Annotated in this window: 17 protein-coding genes; 9 read left to right on the plus strand and 8 right to left on the minus strand. The window is 69.4% G+C overall.

What is annotated here, in order from left to right:
* Window positions 1-113 precede the first annotated feature (113 nt).
* The 9 genes from ACFPMG_RS17920 to ACFPMG_RS17960 all read left to right on the plus strand — a co-directional run bounded on the left by ACFPMG_RS17920 (window position 114) and on the right by ACFPMG_RS17960 (window position 10,332).
* The gene (locus tag ACFPMG_RS17920; RefSeq protein ID WP_376996471.1) at window positions 114-449 is read left to right on the plus strand and encodes an accessory factor UbiK family protein; all 336 of its coding nucleotides are present in this window, start codon (window positions 114-116) and stop codon (window positions 447-449) included.
* 201 nt (window positions 450-650) lie between these two features.
* On the plus strand, window positions 651-1,154 hold the full coding sequence (locus ACFPMG_RS17925; RefSeq protein ID WP_014239927.1) for a type III secretion system chaperone family protein: 504 nt from the start codon (window positions 651-653) through the stop codon (window positions 1,152-1,154).
* A gap of 5 nt (window positions 1,155-1,159) precedes the next feature.
* Window positions 1,160-1,999 (plus strand): pyrroline-5-carboxylate reductase, encoded by an 840-nt coding sequence (gene proC, locus ACFPMG_RS17930; RefSeq protein WP_376996472.1) that lies wholly within the window; start codon window positions 1,160-1,162, stop codon window positions 1,997-1,999.
* 6 nt (window positions 2,000-2,005) lie between these two features.
* Entirely contained in the window at window positions 2,006-2,488 is a 483-nt protein-coding gene (locus ACFPMG_RS17935) for a YbaK/EbsC family protein (RefSeq protein WP_376996473.1), read from the plus strand.
* Window positions 2,489-2,638: 150 nt separating this feature from the next.
* Window positions 2,639-4,294: an acyl-CoA synthetase gene (locus ACFPMG_RS17940; RefSeq protein WP_376996474.1), complete on the plus strand. Its 1,656-nt coding sequence runs from the start codon at window positions 2,639-2,641 to the stop codon at window positions 4,292-4,294.
* A complete protein-coding gene (locus ACFPMG_RS17945) occupies window positions 4,291-5,523 on the plus strand; it encodes a GNAT family N-acetyltransferase (protein ID WP_376996475.1) in 1,233 nt (410 codons plus the stop codon). Before ACFPMG_RS17940 ends, ACFPMG_RS17945 begins: the two co-directional genes overlap by 4 nt.
* A gap of 121 nt (window positions 5,524-5,644) precedes the next feature.
* Window positions 5,645-8,047 carry a methyl-accepting chemotaxis protein gene (locus tag ACFPMG_RS17950; protein ID WP_376996476.1) on the plus strand — a complete coding sequence of 801 codons (2,403 nt, stop codon included), beginning with the start codon at window positions 5,645-5,647 and terminating at the stop codon, window positions 8,045-8,047.
* A 108-nt stretch (window positions 8,048-8,155) separates the two neighbouring features.
* Complete coding sequence (locus ACFPMG_RS17955; RefSeq protein WP_376996477.1) at window positions 8,156-9,391, plus strand: O-antigen ligase family protein; 1,236 nt, start codon at window positions 8,156-8,158, stop codon at window positions 9,389-9,391.
* Window positions 9,388-10,332, plus strand: coding sequence for a glycosyltransferase family 9 protein (locus ACFPMG_RS17960; protein ID WP_376996478.1), 945 nt, complete (start codon window positions 9,388-9,390; stop codon window positions 10,330-10,332). The genes ACFPMG_RS17955 and ACFPMG_RS17960 overlap by 4 nt, the downstream gene beginning before the upstream one ends.
* Window positions 10,333-10,443: 111 nt before the next feature.
* Here the strand turns inward: ACFPMG_RS17960 and queG are convergent, their stop codons facing one another.
* The 8 genes from queG to ACFPMG_RS18000 all read right to left on the minus strand — a co-directional run bounded on the left by queG (window position 10,444) and on the right by ACFPMG_RS18000 (window position 17,886).
* Window positions 10,444-11,499: a tRNA epoxyqueuosine(34) reductase QueG gene (gene queG, locus ACFPMG_RS17965; protein ID WP_376996479.1), complete on the minus strand. Its 1,056-nt coding sequence runs from the start codon at window positions 11,497-11,499 to the stop codon at window positions 10,444-10,446.
* A gap of 75 nt (window positions 11,500-11,574) precedes the next feature.
* Window positions 11,575-12,039: a preQ(1) synthase gene (gene queF / locus ACFPMG_RS17970; protein WP_376996480.1), complete on the minus strand. Its 465-nt coding sequence runs from the start codon at window positions 12,037-12,039 to the stop codon at window positions 11,575-11,577.
* Window positions 12,032-13,234 carry a tRNA guanosine(34) transglycosylase Tgt gene (gene tgt, locus ACFPMG_RS17975; RefSeq protein ID WP_376996481.1) on the minus strand — a complete coding sequence of 401 codons (1,203 nt, stop codon included), beginning with the start codon at window positions 13,232-13,234 and terminating at the stop codon, window positions 12,032-12,034. The genes queF and tgt overlap by 8 nt, the downstream gene beginning before the upstream one ends.
* On the minus strand, window positions 13,234-14,253 hold the full coding sequence (gene queA, locus ACFPMG_RS17980) for a tRNA preQ1(34) S-adenosylmethionine ribosyltransferase-isomerase QueA (RefSeq protein ID WP_376996482.1): 1,020 nt from the start codon (window positions 14,251-14,253) through the stop codon (window positions 13,234-13,236). Before queA ends, tgt begins: the two co-directional genes overlap by 1 nt.
* A gap of 57 nt (window positions 14,254-14,310) precedes the next feature.
* Window positions 14,311-15,657: an ABC1 kinase family protein gene (locus ACFPMG_RS17985; RefSeq protein ID WP_376996483.1), complete on the minus strand. Its 1,347-nt coding sequence runs from the start codon at window positions 15,655-15,657 to the stop codon at window positions 14,311-14,313.
* 51 nt (window positions 15,658-15,708) lie between these two features.
* The gene (locus ACFPMG_RS17990; protein WP_376996598.1) at window positions 15,709-16,041 is read right to left on the minus strand and encodes a type II toxin-antitoxin system VapC family toxin; all 333 of its coding nucleotides are present in this window, start codon (window positions 16,039-16,041) and stop codon (window positions 15,709-15,711) included.
* A gap of 107 nt (window positions 16,042-16,148) precedes the next feature.
* The gene (locus ACFPMG_RS17995; protein WP_376996484.1) at window positions 16,149-16,385 is read right to left on the minus strand and encodes a FitA-like ribbon-helix-helix domain-containing protein; all 237 of its coding nucleotides are present in this window, start codon (window positions 16,383-16,385) and stop codon (window positions 16,149-16,151) included.
* A 76-nt stretch (window positions 16,386-16,461) separates the two neighbouring features.
* A complete protein-coding gene (locus ACFPMG_RS18000; RefSeq protein ID WP_376996485.1) occupies window positions 16,462-17,886 on the minus strand; it encodes an FAD-binding oxidoreductase in 1,425 nt (474 codons plus the stop codon).
* Window positions 17,887-18,017: the final 131 nt, after the last annotated feature.

Below are 18,017 nucleotides of genomic sequence, written 5' to 3' on the forward strand. Positions count from 1 at the left end.
TGGACGCGCGTGACGCATCGCGTCCAAGCCCCGTGACGCATCGCGTCCAAGCCCGTTGAAGTTCCGTGGGACGGGTCCCATAATGCGGCAGACAAGAAGCGGATTTTGAGTCGATGCAGGTGGACAATAAGATTCTGGACGATCTGGCCCGCGTCGCGGGCGGCGCGCTCGGCGCGCTGTCGTCCTTGCGCGAGGAAGCCGAGGCGCAGATGCGCCAGCAGTTCGAGCGCGTTCTGTCGCGGATGGACGTGGTGAGCCGCGAGGAATACGAGGCTGTCCGCGCCATGGCTGCCAAGGCTCGCGAGGAGCAGGAAACCATGGCCGAGCGGCTCGCCGCGCTGGAAGCCACGGTCGCGGCGCTCAAGGCCGAACACGATCCTAAGCCGCAAGCGGGCGCCTCCGCTCCGGCGGTCGGTCCCATCGCCGGAGGGGGCAGCGGGCCGGTCTGACCCGGACTCCGCCACGCCTCCACTTCTTCACGGATGCACCGCCGAAAACCAGTTGCGCCGGCCAGACCCTTTTGGCACGGTGCTCTTGGTGGTATCCATCCGTCTGCCAGCCACAACATCTCGGGGCTTCCCCTTCTTGCGCGAAGGCGGACCGGCCCCGGGGCGGTTCCGTCCACCGCGCCTTTACAGGAGGACGCCGATATGTCGGCTGTTGCCGTCGACACCCCCTCATCCGCGCACAATCCCCTCGACATCGTCGAGGAGATCGTCACCGCCAACGAATGGCCCTTCGAGCGGGCCGGCGAAGACGAGCTGATCGTCGAGATCGGCGGGCGCTGGTGCGATTACCGGCTCTATTTCGTCTGGCAGTCCGACGTCAGCGCGATGCAGTTCTCCTGCCAGTTCGACATGAAGGTCCCGGCAGCGCGCCGGTCCTCCGTCAACGATCTGCTGGCGGAAGTGAACGCGCGCATGTGGCTGGGTCATTTCGACGTCTGCGCCGAGGAGCACACTCCGATGTTCCGCCAGACCATGCTGCTGCGCGGCTCGCGCGGCGCGACGGTGGAGCAGCTCGAGGACCTCGTCGAGATCGCCCTGTCGGAATGCGAGCGCTTCTACCCCGCCTTCCAGTTCGTGATCTGGGGCGGCAAGTCGGCGTCGGAGGCGGTGTCCGCCGCCATCCTCGACACCGCCGGGGAGGCGTGACCGCCATGACGCACAGTGGGGCGCAAGCTGGGACGCAGGGCTGCACGTTGCTGCTGGCCGGCTGCGGCAAGATGGGCGGCGCGATGCTCGACGGCTGGCTGAAGGCCGGCATCGCGTCCAGCGTCGCCGTGGTCGAGCCGTCCGGCCTGCCGGAGTCCCTGCGCGCGAACCCCGCCGTCGTCCTGGCGAGCGGCCCGGACGCCTTGCCCGCCGGCTTCGCACCGGACGTGGTGGTCCTCGCGGTGAAGCCGCAGGTGATGGACTCGGTCCTGCCGGCCTACCGGGTGTTGGTCCGCCCCGGCACGGTGTTCCTCTCCGTCGCCGCCGGCAAGACCATCGCCTCCTTCGAATCCGCTTTGGGGGAGGGCGCGGCCATCGTCCGCTCCATGCCCAACACGCCCGCCGCCATCGGCCGCGGCATGACCGTCGCCGTCGGCAACCCGGTGGTGACCGAGGCGCAGACGTCGCTGTGCGATTCGCTGCTGCGCGCGGTCGGCGACGTGGCCTGGGTGGAGGACGAGTCGCTTCTCGATCCGGTGACCGCCGTCTCGGGCAGCGGCCCCGCCTACGTCTTCCTGATGGTCGAGGCGATGGCGAAGGCCGGCGAGGCCGCCGGGCTGCCCGCCGCGCTTGCCATGCGTCTGGCGCGGGCCACCGTTGCGGGGGCGGGCGAACTGCTCCACCAGTCCCCAACCGCCGCCGCCGACCTGCGCAAGGCGGTGACCAGCCCCAACGGCACCACCCAGGCGGCGCTCGACGTCCTGATGGCCGGGGATGGCATGCAGCCGCTGTTCGACCGCGCCGTTGCCGCCGCCGCGAAGCGCTCCCGCGAACTGGCGAAGTAACGCGCCATGGCGGCCCTCAGCCCTTCCGCCCAACGGGTTCAGGCCTTGCTGGACGGCTTCGGCCACGGCCACAGCGTGGTCGAGCATGAGGGCAGCACCCGCACGTCGGAGGACGCCGCGAACGCCGTCGGCTGCGCCGTGGCGCAGATTGCCAAGTCCTTGATCTTCCGCGCGAAGGACAGCGGCCGGCCGGTGCTGGTGGTGGCCAGCGGGGCCAACCGGGTGGACGAGAAGGCGGTGGGCCGGCTGATCGGCGAGACGATCGAGCGGGCCGATCCGGACTTCGTCCGCGAGGCCACCGGCTTCGCCATCGGCGGGGTGCCGCCCATCGGTCACGCGGTGCCGCCGCTGGTTCTGATCGACGCCGATCTGATGGGCCTCGACGCCATCTGGGCCGCCGCCGGCACCCCCAACGCTGTCTTCCGCCTGACCCCGGCGGAACTCGTCACCATCACCGGCGGGCGGGTCGAAGCCATCCGCAAGGGCTGACCATCCGACAATCGCGCCGGTCAACCGGGCAGGATGCCGCAGCGCGGCATGACCGCGCATCGCCGGGTCACCCCCCTTCCAAGCCTCTGGATTCTCTGGCAAGACTCTTTCCAACGAGTTCTTGAACAGAGACGCATCAGGGAGGCATCCGTGACTGACGCCCGGCACAACCCGTACGAGACCGACCTCGACCAGAACGCCGCCAACACGGTGCCGCTGTCGCCGCTCTCCTTCCTGCGCCGCACCGCCGCCGTCTATCCGCAGCGCCTCGCCGTGATCCACGGCCCGGTCCGCCGCAACTGGGCGGAAACCTACGAGCGCTGCGTGCGCCTCGCCTCGGCGCTGGCGAAGCGCGGCATCGGGTTGGGCGACACGGTCGCTGTGATGGCCCCCAACACGCCGGAATCCTTCGAGGCGCATTTCGGCGTGCCGATGGCCGGCGCGGTCCTCAACGCCCTGAACATCCGTCTGGACGCCGAGGCGCTGGCCTTCATCCTGGAGCATGGCGAGGCCAAGGTCCTGCTGACCGACCGGGAATTCTCCGGTGTCATCTCCAAGGCCGTCCACATGCTGGAGCCGAAGCGCCGCCCGATCGTCATCGACATCGACGACCCGCAGGCCAAGGGCGGCGAGCTGATCGGCGAGCAGACCTACGAGCAGTTCCTGGAAACCGGCGACCCGGCCTATGAGTGGCCGATGCCGGCCGACGAGTGGCAGGCCATCGCGCTGAACTACACCAGCGGCACCACCGGCAACCCCAAGGGTGTCGTCTACCACCACCGCGGTGCCTACCTGAACGCCATGGGCAACGTGCTGACCTGGGCGATGCCGCATCATCCGGTGTATTTGTGGACTCTGCCGATGTTCCACTGCAACGGCTGGTGCTTCCCCTGGACGGTCACTGCCATGGCCGGCACCAACGTCTGCGTCCGCACCATCACCGCCAAGGGCATCTACGACGCGCTGGCCGACCTCGGCGTCACCCACATGTGCGGCGCCCCCATCATCATGGGCCTGATCGTCAACGCGCCGGAGGACCAGAAGCGGGAGATCCCGCGCGGCGTGAAGATGATGACCGCGGGCGCCGCCCCGCCCGCCGCGGTGATCGAGAAGATCGAGCGGTTGGGTTTCGACGTCACCCACGTCTACGGCCTGACCGAGGTCTACGGCCCGGTCACCATCTGCGCCTGGCACGAGCACTGGAACGACCTCCCGCTGGAGGAGCGCGCGGCGCTGAAGGCCCGGCAGGGCGTGAACTACGCCACGCTGGAAGGGCTGATGGTCGCCGACCCCAACACGCTCCAGCCGACCCGTAAGGACGGCGTGACGATGGGCGAGATCTTCATGCGCGGCAACACCGTCATGAAGGGCTATCTGAAGAACCCGCGGGCGACGCAGGAAGCCTTCTCCGGCGGCTGGTTCCACACCGGCGACCTCGGCGTCTGGCATCCGGACGGCTACATCGAGCTGAAGGACCGCTCGAAGGACATCATCATCTCCGGCGGCGAGAACATCTCGACCATCGAGGTCGAATCGGTCCTCTACAAGCACCCGGACATCGTCGAGGCCGCCGTGGTCGCCCGCCCGGACGAGAAGTGGGGCGAGACCCCCTGCGCCTTCGTCACCGTCAAGGAGGGCAAGCAGCTGACCGAGGCCGAGGTGATCGCCTATTGCCGCGAGCATCTGGCCCATTTCAAGTGCCCGCGCACCGTCGTCTTCACCGCCCTGCCGAAGACCTCGACCGGCAAGATCCAGAAATACGTGCTGCGCGATCAGGCCCGCGCGCTGAACGGAGCGAAGGTGTGACCGCTGTGCCCGGGGGCTTCGGCCCCCTTCTGCCCGAGGATCGGGTGGACGCCGCGACCCTGGTCCGCCAGGGTTTCGGCATTCCCCGCGAGTATTTCGACCGGTCGGTGGAGCTGTTCGGGCCGGGCGTGATGCGCGGCCTGCGCGCCGGACCGGAGGCGGGCAGCGCCGGCGGGCTCGTGGCCTGCGCCGCCGTCTGGCCGATGGACCAATGGTTCGGCGGACGTCCGGTGCCGTCCTGCGGTGTGGCGGCGGTCGCCGTCGATCCGGCGCAGCGCGGGCGCGGCTACGGCACCGCCCTGATGCGCGGCCTGCTGGAGGAGGCGCGGGCCGGGGGCGCCGCGCTGTCGGTGCTCTACCCGGCGACCTTGCCGCTCTACACCCGTCTGGGCTTCGGACGGGGCGGGGTGTCCTTCGACTGGAGCGCACCGCCGGCCGCGCTGTCCGCCGGGCCGCCGCCGAGGGACGGGTGGATTCGCCGCACCGACGCCAGCGACGCCGGCCAGCTTGCGGCGCTACGCCGCAGCCTGTTCACCACGACCAACGGTCTGGTCGAGCGCAATGAGGGCCTGTGGAGTTTCGCCCTCTGCCCGGATGGTGCGCCGTCCGATGTTTACACTTTGGGTGGTTCTGGCGGTCTTGAGGGTTACATTGCGGTGGCGCCGCCGGCTGACAGGAAACTCAATGTTGCGGATCTCTGCCTTCTCAGCCCGCGGGCGGTGCGGCTGGCGCAGGGCTTCCTGGGCGGCTACCGGGCGCAGGTCGACCGCGTGACGTGGCGCGGCGGCCCCGACGACCCGCTGGTTCTGCTGGCGGCGGAGCGTGGGGTGCGTGCCGATGCGTGCGACGAATGGTTGTTGCGCATTCTCGACCTGCCGCGTGCTTTGGAAAGCCGCGGATACCCACCAGGGGTTGCCGGAGAGCTGACCCTGGACGTGTCGGACGCGCTGATTCCGGAGAATTCCGGCTGCTTCCGGTTGAGCCTGTCCGATGGAAAGGCTTCCGTACGGCCATTGCCGAGGGCGCTGAACAACGCTGACAAGGCCGGCGGGAGGACGGGCAAAGCGGTGCTGTCGCTGTCCATCGCCGCGCTCGCCTGCCTCTACAGCGGGCACAAAGGGCCTCACGTTCTCCGTCAGGTCGGCCTTTTGCGCGGAGGGGAAGAGGCGTTGGCGCTGGCGTCGCTGTTTTTCTCGGGTCCGGCGCCTTGGATGCCGGACCGGTTCTGAAGCGGTGATACCAGTCGTGTTTATCAAACCAGAAATTAACCCTTTCTGATGTATCCCTTAGCGACAAAGGCATGACGACGGCCATCGCATAAGGCCGTACGATCCGGGGGAGCCCGATTTCATGACGATTGGAACGCGGATTGCGCTCGGTTTTGCAGCGGTCCTTCTGATGACGGTTGCCGTGGCGTTCGTTGGTTGGAACAGCCTGCGCACCTACGCCGGACGTGTCGATCTGGCGGCCCACACCGCCGAACTGGACGCCCGGCTGAAAACCGTGCGGATTGAGGAAGCCCGCTTCGTCACCGAGCGCGACTCCAAGGCCGCCGACAACGTGCCCGGCATGCTGGACCGGCTGCGCGACGAGGCGCAGGGCACGCGGTCCGCGCTGGAGGACGCCGGCAGCATCCGGCTGGTCGACGAGATCCTGGCCGGCATCGCCGGCTATCGCAGCGCCTTCGGCAACTTCGTCGCCCAGGACAAGGAGGCCCGCGCCCGCACCCAGAGCATGGAGACGCGCGCCCAGGCCCTGCGGGAAATCGCGGAAAAGATCGGCAACCAGCAGTCCGAGCGCTACGACCAGAACATGGTCAGCCTGAAGGACGCGGAGCACGCCGTGCGCCAGAGCCGCGACACCTCCGACCGCGCGGACCGGCTGATCGAGATGGTGCTGGAGGCGCGGCGCCTCCAGTCCGACTTCGCCCACACCCGCAACCCCGCCACGATGGCGGCCGCCGGAGAGGCCATCGCCGCCCTGCTGGCCAACGCGGAAACCATCGAGAAGGATCTCGTCGGCACCAACGACGAGGAGTTGGCCCAGAGGATCGTCACGATCGCCGGCGCCTACCGGATGGTGTTCGAGCAAACCGGCGCCGAAGGTGCCGGTGATTCGGCCAGCGGCCGCATCCAGGCGCTGGACCGCCATGCCCAGGAAATCCAGAACCTCGCCCACGAGATGCAGGAGAATCAGGCGATGGTCTCCACCGCGTTGCAGGAGGCCGCGAACTTCGCCCAGAGCGAAGTGAACGAGGCCGTCCTGCTGCGCGGCATCGCCATGCGCCTGATCCAGGGCGCGCAGTCCGCGATGCTGGGGCAGCGCGACTTCATCCTGATGAACGGGGACGATGCCCGCGCGCGGGTGCATGGCGCGGTGAAGGAGACACTGGCCCTCGCCACCCAGGCCGGAGCCGTGCTCGTCGATTCGGAAGGCCGCGCGCTGATCGCCGCCATCACCGAGGCCGCCCAGGCCTTCGATGGGGAGTTCGCCGCCCTCGTCACCACCAGCGAGAGCCAGCGCGCCGCCTCCAAGACCATGGCCAAGGCCGCGGGCGACGTCAGCGAGCAGGTGGCCCGTCTCGTCTCCATCCAGCGCGACGACCGCGAGAACGGGCGCAGCGGGGCCGAACTGATCATCATCGTCGGCGCCGCGGTGGCGCTGGCGCTCGGCATGGTCATGGCCTGGATCATCGACCGCGCCATCACCCACCCGATGCACGCCATGACCAAGGCGATGGGCCGGCTGGCCGAGGGTGACCTGACGGTGGACATCCCCGCCGGCGATCGCAAGGACGAGCTGCGCGCCATGGCCGAGGCGCTCAGCGTCTTCAAGGAGAACGCCCTGGAGATGCAGCGCATGGAGGGCGAGCGGGAGGAGATGCGCCGGCAGATCGACGCCGACCGCCGCCGCACCATGAACGAGTTCGCCAACGGCTTCGAACAGGCGGTGTCGGGCGTCGTCCAGTCGCTGACCGAGTCCGCCGGCAATCTGGGCCGCGACGCGCAGGAGATGTCGTCGGACGCCGCCCTGACCACCGCCAAGTCGAGCGCCGTCGCCGCGGCGTCGGAGCAGGCGTCGAGCAACGTGCAGACCGTCGCCGCGGCGGCGGAGGAACTCTCCTCCTCCATCGCCGAGATCTCCCGCCAGCTCAACAGCAGCTCCCAGGTGGCGGTCGGCGCGGCGGCCAAGGCGACCGAGACCAACGGCATCGTCGAAGGGCTGGCCGAGGCTGCCCAGCGCATTGGGCAGGTGGTCGACCTGATCGGCGAGATCGCCGAGCAGACCAACCTGCTGGCGCTCAACGCCACCATCGAGGCGGCCCGCGCCGGGGAGGCCGGAAAGGGCTTCGCCGTGGTGGCGACCGAGGTGAAGAACCTCGCCGGGCAGACCGCCAAGGCGACCGAGGAGATCTCCAGCCAGGTGGCGCAGATGCAGGCGGCGACGGGCGGGGCGGTGGGCGCCATCCGCACCATTTCCGACGCGGTCGGCACCATCAGCAGCACGGTCACCGAGATCGCCCGCGCCATGGAGCAACAGGGTCTCGCCACCCGTGAGATCGCCCAGAACGTCAACCAAGCCGCCGAGGGCACGCAGGAGGTGATGCACCACATCGCCGAGGTGACCAACGCCGCCACCAAGACCGGTGGCGCCGCCGACGCGGTTCTGAGCGCCAGCCGCACGCTGGCCCGGCAGGCCGACCATCTGCGGTCCGAGGTGCAGGGCTTCCTCAACAAGGTGCGGGCCGCCTGATCCGGTGCGCCGGGGACGGCTCAGGGCCTGAAGTTGCCCCGGCCGTCCCCGTTGCTTTCGCACGGGGCATCTGTTAAGCCGCGCCGAGCCTCACGGACGCGAGATCCCATGGACTTCCCCTTGTCACAGCGCGATTCCACACGGGGAATTCCCGACGTGGTGCTGGCCGGTCTGGCCGGAGCCGCGGCGGCGGCGCTCGGCCCGCTGGCCTCGATGGCGCCGCGCGGGCTGCCGGTCTGGGCCATCCTGATCGCGCTGGTCGGCTTGGCCGGCTTGGCCCGGCGCGACGCCCTGGGGCGACTGCAACGGGCGATGCCCGGCACGGTGGTGGTCCTGACCTTCCTGGCCCTGGCCACCCTCTCCATCCTGTGGAGCCCGTCGCCGCGCGCCGGGCTGACGGTCGTGGAGATCGGCTACATCGGCCTTGGCGCTCTGGCCGGCGGTGCGTGGCTGTCTTCCTTGCCGGGAGTTGAGGCGCGGCGTCTGACCGGACTGTTCCTGGTGGGGGTGTTCGCCGGCATCCTGCTGTTCGCCGTGGAGGCCGCGCTGGATTTTCCGCTGCACCGCTGGTGGAACCATGTGCCCGCGGACGTCGGGATCGCCAAGTCCAACGTGCCCAAACGCACGGCGGTTCTGCTCTGTCTGCTGATCTGGCCGGCGGCGATGGCGCTCGACCGGGCCGGGCGACGGGGAATGGCCATCGCTCTTCCCGCTGTCTTCGCGGCGGCCTGCCTGCTGCTCACCAGCCGGTCGGCCATGCTGGGCATCGCGGCCGGCGGTGTGGCCTTCGCGCTGTCGGTCTGGTCGCCGCGGCTCGTCCGCGGGGTGTTGGCGGCGGTGCTGGCAATCGCCTTCACCTTCGTGCTGCCGCTGGTGCTGCTGTTCGACCGCGTGCTGAACCTGGACGGCGCCGACTGGCTGTTCCTGTCCGCCCAGCACCGGGTCGAGATCTGGGGTATGGCGGCCAACCGGGCGCTGGAAACCCCCATCCTCGGCCAGGGCATCGACGCCTCCCGTGCGCTGGACCCGGACGGTGCGGTGTCCCGATTCGGCACGCTGACCGACAGCTTGCTGCCGCTGCACCCGCACAACGCCTTCCTGCAGGTCTGGCTGGAGCTTGGCGCCGTCGGCGCCGCGCTTGCCCTGGCGGCCGCGTTGCTCCTGCTGTTCGGCACGGGGCGGTTGGAGCGGCGGCTGCAACCCTTCGCGCTGGCCCTGTTCGCGTCCGGCCTTGCCATGGCGAGCACGGCCTATGGGATCTGGCAGGCGTGGTGGATGGGCGGCATGCTGGCCGCCGGCCTGATGTTCCGGCTGGCCGCCCGCACCCCGGCGGGGGGCGAATGACGGGAACGTACGGCAACAGTCGCCGCCGCATCCTGATCATCAAGCTGGGGGCCTTCGGCGACTTCTTCCTGGCCCAGACCGCCTTCTCCGCCATCCGGAGGCATCACGCCGCCGACCATCTTTCGCTGCTGACCCTGCCGTCACTGGCCCCGCTCGCCCGCCTCAGCGGCCTGTTCGACGAGGTTCTGGAGGACCCGCGCGGGCGGTCCCTCGGGGCGTACGGGCGGGTTCGCCGCCTGCTGCGCGCCGGGCGTTTCGACCGGGTCTACGATCTCCAGGCGCAGCCGCGCACCGACCGCTATTTCTGGCTGTTCGCCCCCGGTCCATGGCCGGAATGGTCGGGCACGGCGTGGGGCGCCTCGCACCGCGATCAGTATGCGGGCCGCCGCAAGGTGCCGGTGATCGAGCGGTACACCCGGCAACTGGCGCCCTTTGGGATCGTGCCGGATGGGATTCCGGACCTGTCCTGGCTCGATGCCGATACCGGCCGCTTCGGCATCGCCGCGCCCTACGCCCTGCTGATCCCCGGCTCCTCCCCCGGACGGCCCGACAAGCGCTGGCCGGTCGAGCGCTACGGCGAGCTGGCGGTGGCGCTGGCGGTCCGCGGGATCACGCCGGTGGTGCTGGGCACGGCCATCGAGGCGGACCTGGCCCGGGCCATCACCACCGCCTGCCCGGAGGCGGTGGACCTGACCAACCGCACCAGCGTGCCGGAAATCGCCGGACTGGCCCGCCGGGCCTGGGCGACGGTGGGCAACGACACCGGCCCCACCCATCTGATCGCCGCCGTCGGCTGCCCGACGCTGGGGCTTTATTGCGATGCCTCCGTCCCGATCCACGCCAACGGGCCGCGGATGGTCATCCACCACCGGCCCGGCTTCGTGGAGATGGGCGTGGCGGGCGTGCTGGCGGCAGTGGACGCTCTTCCTCCGAACCGGTAGGGTGCCGCCGGCTTCGGTACGACCGACGCGCTGGTCCTATCGCTGCGGATCGGCCTGTCGGCCACCCTGCCGTCGCGTCCGGGCGGTCCGCTCCGGCTCAACCCGAAGGGTTCAAAGGGGCCGGAACGGGCCAAGCCGTGCCAGCGCCCAGCCCGCGGCGTCCCGCACCACCTCGCTCGGATCCTGCAACAGGCGTTCGGCCACCGGGGCATGGCGGGCGTCGCCACTGTTGCCCAACGCCACCAGCACGTTGCGCACAAAGCGGTCGCGCCCGATCCGCTTGATCGGGGAGCCGCTGAAGACCTGCCGGAAGCCCGCGTCGTCCAGCTGCGCCAGATCGGCCAGCCGCGGCGCCGTCAGCTCCGCCCGCGGCAGGAAGGCCGCCTCGCGGGAGCGCTTGGCGAACTTGTTCCACGGGCAGGCAGCCAGGCAATCGTCGCAGCCGTAGATGCGGTTTCCCATCAGCGGGCGCAGTTCCTCGGGAATCGGTCCCTTGTGTTCGATGGTCAGGTAGGAGATGCAGCGCCGCGCGTCCAACTGGTTGGGGGCGGGGAAGGCGGCGGTTGGACAGGCGTCCAGGCAGCGACGGCACTGGCCGCAGCGGTCCACCCCCGGCGGGTCCGGCGGCAGCTCCAGCGTCGTGTAGACCTCGCCCAGGAACAGCCAGGAGCCGTGGGACCGCGACACGAGGTTGGTGTGCTTGCCCTGCCAGCCCAGCCCGGCCTTCTCGGCCAGCGGCTTTTCCATTACCGGGGCGGTGTCCACGAAGACCTTCAGCTCCGCCTTGAAGCGGTGGGCGATCCATTGGCCCAGCGTCTTCAGCCGGCCCTTGATGAGGTCATGGTAATCGCGGTTCCTCGCATAGACCGACACGATGCCGCGGTCGGGATGCGCCAGCAGGGCACGGGGGTCCTCCGCCGGGGCGTAGCTGGTGCCGAGCGCGATGACGGTCCGCGCCTCCGGCCAGAGGGATTGGGGATGGACGCGGCGGTCGGCCTTGTCCTCCATCCAGCCCATGTCGCCGTGCCGGCCCTGGCGCAGAAACTCGGCCAGCCGCGCCTTGGCCTCCGCGCCCAGTTCCGCCCGTGCGAAGCCGACCGCATCGAAGCCCAGCGACAGGGCGCGGTCGCGGATGGCTTCACGGGTGGAGGTGGCTGGGTCGAACATGGAGATGCGTTGGACCGTGCGGAATGCGGAAGCGTCCCTCTCCCGCCCCGGGAGAGGGATTATAGAGAATGAGGATCAGCCGCGGCCGCGGTAGGTCTGGACGTCCTGCGACGGAATCCACACGCCCTTCGGCGGCTCGCCGGTGGCGTAGAACACGTCGATGGGGATGCCGCCGCGCGGATACCAATAGCCGCCGATGCGCAGCCACACCGGCTTCAGCTCGTCCACCAGACGCTTGCCGATGCCGACGGTGCAGGCCTCGTGGAAGGCGCCGTGGTTGCGGAAGCTGGTCAGGAACAGCTTGAGCGACTTCGACTCCACCAGCCACTCGCCCGGCACATAGTCGATGACCAGATGGGCGAAGTCCGGCTGGCCGGTGATCGGGCAGAGCGAGGTGAATTCCGGCGCCGTGAAGCGCACGACGTAATGGTCACCGGGGTTCGGGTTCGGCACGCGCTCCAGCACCGCCTCTTCCGGCGTCTTCGGCTGGACGGTGGCGCCGCCGAGCTGCGTCAGGCCGGCGTAGATGTTCTCAGACATCGGCGGATTCCTTCTTCGCGGGTTTCGCCGGCTTGGCCGGCTTCACCTTCAGGTGGGCCAGCGGGTCCTCGGTGGCCGGAATATCGCCCTCGTTCAGGCGGGCCTCCAGCGCGCCCGCGACCTCTTCGAAGCGGCCGTCCTCGATGGCTTGCCGGAGCTCGGCCATCAGGTCCTGGTAGTAATGCAGGTTGTGCCAGGTCAGCAGCATCGGCCCCAGCATCTCGCCCGCCTTGAACAGGTGATGCAGATAGGCGCGGCTGTGGTTGCGGCACGCCGGGCAACCGCATTCTTCGTCGAGCGGGCGCTCGTCGTGGGCGTGGCGGGCGTTGCGGATGTTGATGGTGCCGCGCCGCACGAAGGCCTGACCGGTGCGGCCCGAACGGGTGGGCATCACGCAGTCGAACATGTCGACGCCGCGCCGCACCGCGCCGATCAGGTCGCTGGGGCGGCCCACCCCCATCAGGTAGCGCGGGCGGTCCTTGACCATCAGCGGCTCGGTGAAGTCGAGCACGGTGAACATCGTCTCCTGACCCTCGCCGACGGCCAGCCCGCCGATGGCGTAGCCGTCAAAGCCGATATCGGACAGGGCGGCGACGCTCTCCGCCCGCAGGTCGGCGTAGACGCCGCCCTGCACGATGCCGAACAGGCCGTAGCCGGGCCGCTCGACGAAGGCGTCCTTGCTGCGCCTGGCCCAACGCATCGACAGCCGCATGGACGAAGCCGCCTGGGCTTCCGTCGCCGGGAAGGGGGTGCACTCGTCCAGGCACATGGTGATGTTGCTGTCCAGCAGATGCTGGATCTGGATCGAGCGTTCCGGCGTCAGGTGGTGCTTGCTGCCGTCGAGGTGGGATTTGAAGGTCACCCCCTCCTCGGTCATGGTGCGCAGGTCCGACAGGGACATGACCTGGAAGCCGCCGCTGTCCGTCAGGATCGGCTTGTCCCAGTTCATGAAGCGGTGCAGGCCGCCCAGCTGCCCGACGCGCTCCGCCGTGGGGCGCAGCATCAAATGGTAGGTGTTGCCGAGCAGGATTTCCGCGCCGGTGGACTTGACCGCGTCGCTGGTCATCGCCTTGACGGTGGCGGCGGTGCCCACGGGCATGAAGGCCGGCGTGTTGATGGCGCCGTGCGCGGTGGAGACCCGGCCGCGCCGGGCGCGCCCGTCGGTCTTCAGAAGCTCGAACCCGATCCCGGTCATCACACCCTCCGGAGTAGCGACGCGTCGCCGTAGCTGAAGAAACGATAGTTCTGGCCGATGGCGTGCGCGTAGGCCGCCTTCATCGTGTCCATGCCCGCGAAGGCGCAGACCAGCATGAACAGGGTGGAGCGGGGCAGATGGAAGTTGGTCACCAGAAGGTCCACGATCTTGAAGCGGTAGCCGGGGGTGATGAAGATGTCGGTGTCGCCGCTGAAGGCCCGGATGCTGCGGTCGTCCAGCCCCGCCGTCTCCAGGATGCGCAGCGCCGTGGTGCCGACCGACACGATCCGTCCGCCGGCGGCGCGGGTGGCGTTGATGGCCTCGGCGGTCTCCGCGGAGATTTCGCCCCACTCGCTGTGCATGCGGTGCTCGGCGATGTCGTCCACCTTGACCGGCAGGAAGGTGCCGGCCCCGACATGCAGCGTCACCGGCACGCGGCGGATGCCGCGCGCGTCGAGCGCCGCCAGAAGCTCCGGCGTGAAATGCAGCCCGGCGGTGGGGGCGGCGACGGCGCCCTCGCGCGCGGCGAAGACGGTCTGATAATCCGCCGCGTCCTGCTCGTCCGCCTCGCGCCGGATGTAGGGGGGCAGGGGCATCCGGCCGTGGCGGTGCAGCGCCTCCATCAGCTCCGGCCCGCCCTTGGAGAAGCGCAGGCGGACTTCCATCCCGTCCTTGGCGACCACCTCGGCCGTGAAGTCCTCGGCGATGGCGATCACGTCGCCGGGTTTCAGCCGCTTGCCGGGGCGGGCGAAGGTCGCCCACTCCCGTTCGCCCTCGCGCTTGTGGAGCGTGATCTCCACCCGCACCTCGCCGCGCCGGCCATCGAGGCGGGCGGGGATGACGCGGGTGTCGTTGACGACCATCAGGTCACCCGGCTCCAGCAGGGCGGGCAGATTGCGCACGGTGCGGTCGTGCAGACGCTCCGCCACGTCGAGCAGACGGGCGGCGTCACGCGGCTTGGCCGGATGCTCGGCGATGCGGTCCGGCGGAAGGTCGAAGTCGAAATCGGCGGTCTTCATGGGAGCCGCTCGTATAGACCAAAGCGGTGGGACGGGGGAAGCATTACGAGTCGGGGTTCATTCGGGCAAAGGGAGCGCCTGGGCGGTCAGGGCGGCGGTCTGGCGGGTGTGCAGCACGTCCACGTCGAAGCCCTGGATCATCTCCTGGAACAGCCGGTACCAGTTCACCTCGGCCTGGAGATGCAGGAAGACGGAGCCCAACCCGATGGCCGCGCGGTCCATGAAGACGAACTCCCGCGGCACCTCCACCCCGCCGACGCGGCGCAACTCGGCATGGACCTTGGCGGCGGTCTCGCGGCCGTAATGGCCGGAGTTGGTCTCCTCGATGCGGCGGCTGCGGTCGTCCATGATCGGGGCGTAGACGAAGCGCGCCCAGATGTTCAGCACGTCCACCAACTCCTTGGTCGGGTTGCCGAAGCCCCAGGTGCGGTAGGCCTCCACCGCCTTGGCCTGGTTGCCGGTCTGCAGCGCGTCGTAGAGGTCGATCACCCCCTTCACGAAGCGCGCCGGGAAGACGCGGATGCAGCCGAAGTCCAGCAGGTTGATCCCGCGGTCGGGCCGCACCGTGTAGTTCCCCAGATGCGGATCGCCGTGGATGATCCCGTAGCCGTAGAAGGGCACGTACCAGGCCCGGAACATGTTCATCGCCAGTTCGTCGCGGGCGTCCGGATGGTCCCTCACGAAGTCCAGGATCTTGCGCCCCTCCACCCATTCCAGCGTCAGCAGGCGGCGGGTTGAGAGGTCGGGCACCACCGCCGGGACATGAACGCCGGAGGTGTCGGCCAGCATGGCGCGGTAGAGGCGGGCGTGCTTGGCCTCGCGCTCGTAATCCAGCTCCTCGCGCAGCCGGGCGCCGATCTCCGCCTGGATCTGCTTGGTCGAGATGGCGCTGTCGGTGCGCTCGAAGATCGCGAAGATCAGGCCGAGCTGGCGCAGGTCCGCCTCCACCGCGGAGGCCATGTCCGGATACTGGAGCTTGCAGGCGAGGGTCTGCCCGTCCAGCCCGATGGCCCGGTGCACCTGCCCCAGCGAGGCCGCCGCCGCGGCGGTCTGTTCGAAGTGGCGGAAGCGCTTGTGCCAGGTGGGGCCCAACTCGCTGGCCATGCGGCGCTTGACGAAGGGCCAGCCCATCGACGGCGCGTCGGCCTGGAGCTGGGACAGCTCCTGCACATACTCGCGGGGCAGGGCGTCGGGGATGGTGGACAGCAGCTGCGCCACCTTCATCAACGGTCCCTTCAGCCCGCCCAGCGCGGCGCGCAGTTCGGCGGCGTGGCGATCCCGCTCCAGGGGGATGCCCAGAACCCGTTCTCCGGCGAAACGGGCCGCAAGGCCCCCCACGGCGGTCCCGACCCGCGCATACCGCGCGATCCGGCCGCCAAGCCTGTTCTCATCCGTGTTCGGCATGCCGAATAGGTGGGTGCGGCGGGGCCGAAAGGCGAGTCCCCTGGTCTCGCCTCAAGCAGCAGGGCCGATCTGGACCAGTCCCGGCAATCCGCTTCGGGCGGCGGCTTCCGCCAATTTGCGGTCTGCGGTCACCAGTCCCGCGTTCGTCGACCAAGCGAGAGCCAGACAGAGGCAATCGACCAAGGGATGCCGAAGCGTGCCGCTGAGGTCGAGCGCACGCTCCGCCACGTCCACCGCCGGGGTCAGCGTCAGTGGGAGTCGGGCAACCAATCCACGCAAGCGGCCCAGGAGAGTATCGGCATCCGACTTTTCCAAAGTGCCCGTGTGGACTCGCTTAGCCAGCGCCGTAGCCACTTCAATGAGCAGAATGTCGGGTGCCAGCAGCGGCCTTTCCTAGGCAAGGAACGCAAGTGTGTCTGAGCTTGCGTCTTCCCTGGTGATCCATTTCACGGCGACACTGGCGTCCACGACGACCGCTTGGCCCACCACGCTCACCGGTCGCGCCATTCACGGATCAGTGGCGTGCTGTCGGGAAGCACACCGTATTTGCGGGCAAGTTTGTCCTGCTCCCGCTGGAGTTCCTCAACGAGCGCCGCACGGCCGGGGCGCGCGGCCTGCGACAGGATGGCGCCGACCTCCTCCTCGACCGAACGCCCGTTGATCGCGGCGCGTTCGGTCAGAGTCGCGTGCAGCGCTTCGTCGATTTCGAGCCTGACGATCTTGCCCATTTCACTCTCCTGGGGATCGGTGACACTGTAACCCGCTTGCGCAGGATGGCGCCACCGTTCCGCAGGATCACCGGCCTCACCCACTCGGCGCGATGTTCTGGTTCACGCAGAACAGGTTGGTCGGGTCGTATTTCGCCTTCAGCGCCCGCAGGCGTTCGTAGTTCGCCCCGTAGGCGGCCTGGACGCGCTGTTCGTCGTCGGTGACGAAGTTGACGTATACTCCGCCCGTGGCGTAGGCAGCGGCGCGGTCGGAAACGCCGCGTGCCCATTGGATGCAGGCGCCGTCCTCCGGCGGGGTGTTCCAGCGCGCGTGCACGTTCATGACGAACAGGGCGTCGCGGTGCGGATAGGCGGTGGCGTCCGCCGGCACGCGGTTGGCCGCAGCGCCGAGCAGCCCGACGAAAATCTCGCACTGGTCGGAGGGCAGTCTTCCGGCTTCCTCGACCAGTAGGTCGATCAGCCCGTCCTCCAGCCCGGTGAAGTTCTGCGATTTCCAGTAGTTCCGTGCGCCAGGCACCAGGAGCGGGTCGAAGGCCGCCTGCCACGCCGCGTAGGGCATCAGGCCGACATGCTCCCCGACCGGCGTGCCCAGCGACAGCACGGGTTCCAGCGCCTTGCGGGCCGCCGCCTCGTCGTCTCCGGCGTAGATGACGGGCATGACCACCACCTCCTTGCCGTGCACCTCCGGCGGCAGGAAGGGCAGGGGCGGCGCCTTGCGCAGCACAACCCAGGCGGTGGCCTCGTCCGGCAGGGCCGCCGTGGCGTCGCGGTAGCGGCGCATTAGGTCGCCGGCCCCCGTGAAGGGGTGGACGACCAGCCCGGCAAACACCATCGGTCCCACCGGATGCAGGCGGAAGGTGAAGGAGGTGACGATGCCGAAGTTGCCGCCGCCGCCGCGGATGGCCCAGAAGAGGTCGGCGTTCTCCTCGGCGCTGGCCCGCAGGAACTTCCCGTCGGCGGTGACCACGTCGGCGGCCAGCAGATTGTCCACCGTCAGCCCGTATTTGCGGGTCAGCCAGCCGAACCCGCCGCCCAGCGTCAGCCCGGCGATGCCGGTGGTGGAGTTGATGCCGACCGGCACGGCCAGCCCGAAAGCCTGCGTCTCCCGGTCGAGATCTCCCAGCGTGGCGCCGGGCGCCACCCGCGCCGTCCGGCTGATGGGGTCGACATGGACGAAGCGCAACGCGCCGAGGTCGATCAGCAGGCCGCCGTCGCACAGGGAATTGCCGGCGATGTTGTGACCGCCGCCGCGCACGGAGACCAGAAGCCCGTTCTCCCGCGCGAAGCGCACCGCCTGCATGACGTCGGCGGCCCCGGCGCAGCGGGCGATCAGGCCGGGTCGGCGGTCGATCATGGCGTTCCAGATCGTCCGGGCCTCGTCATAGCCCGGCGACTGCGGGGTCAGCAGCGGGCCGCGCAGACGGGCGGCAAGATCGTTGACGGCTTCCTGGGAAAGAGTCGCGTCCCGCCGGTCGGCGGTGCGAAGCGTGACATCGCCCATCAAGCACCTCCCACGTCAATACAGCAATTTTCGCGAATATCCGGAGCGGATTGGCGCAACAAGGGTAAAGTTTTGCCCCTGTACAGGCCATCCGGGAAAGGGCTCCCTCCGGTGTTCTTCCGGACGGAGCC

Origin of the sequence: Azospirillum himalayense (genome assembly GCF_042657465.1) — a bacterium.
GTDB lineage: Bacteria > Pseudomonadota > Alphaproteobacteria > Azospirillales > Azospirillaceae > Azospirillum > Azospirillum himalayense.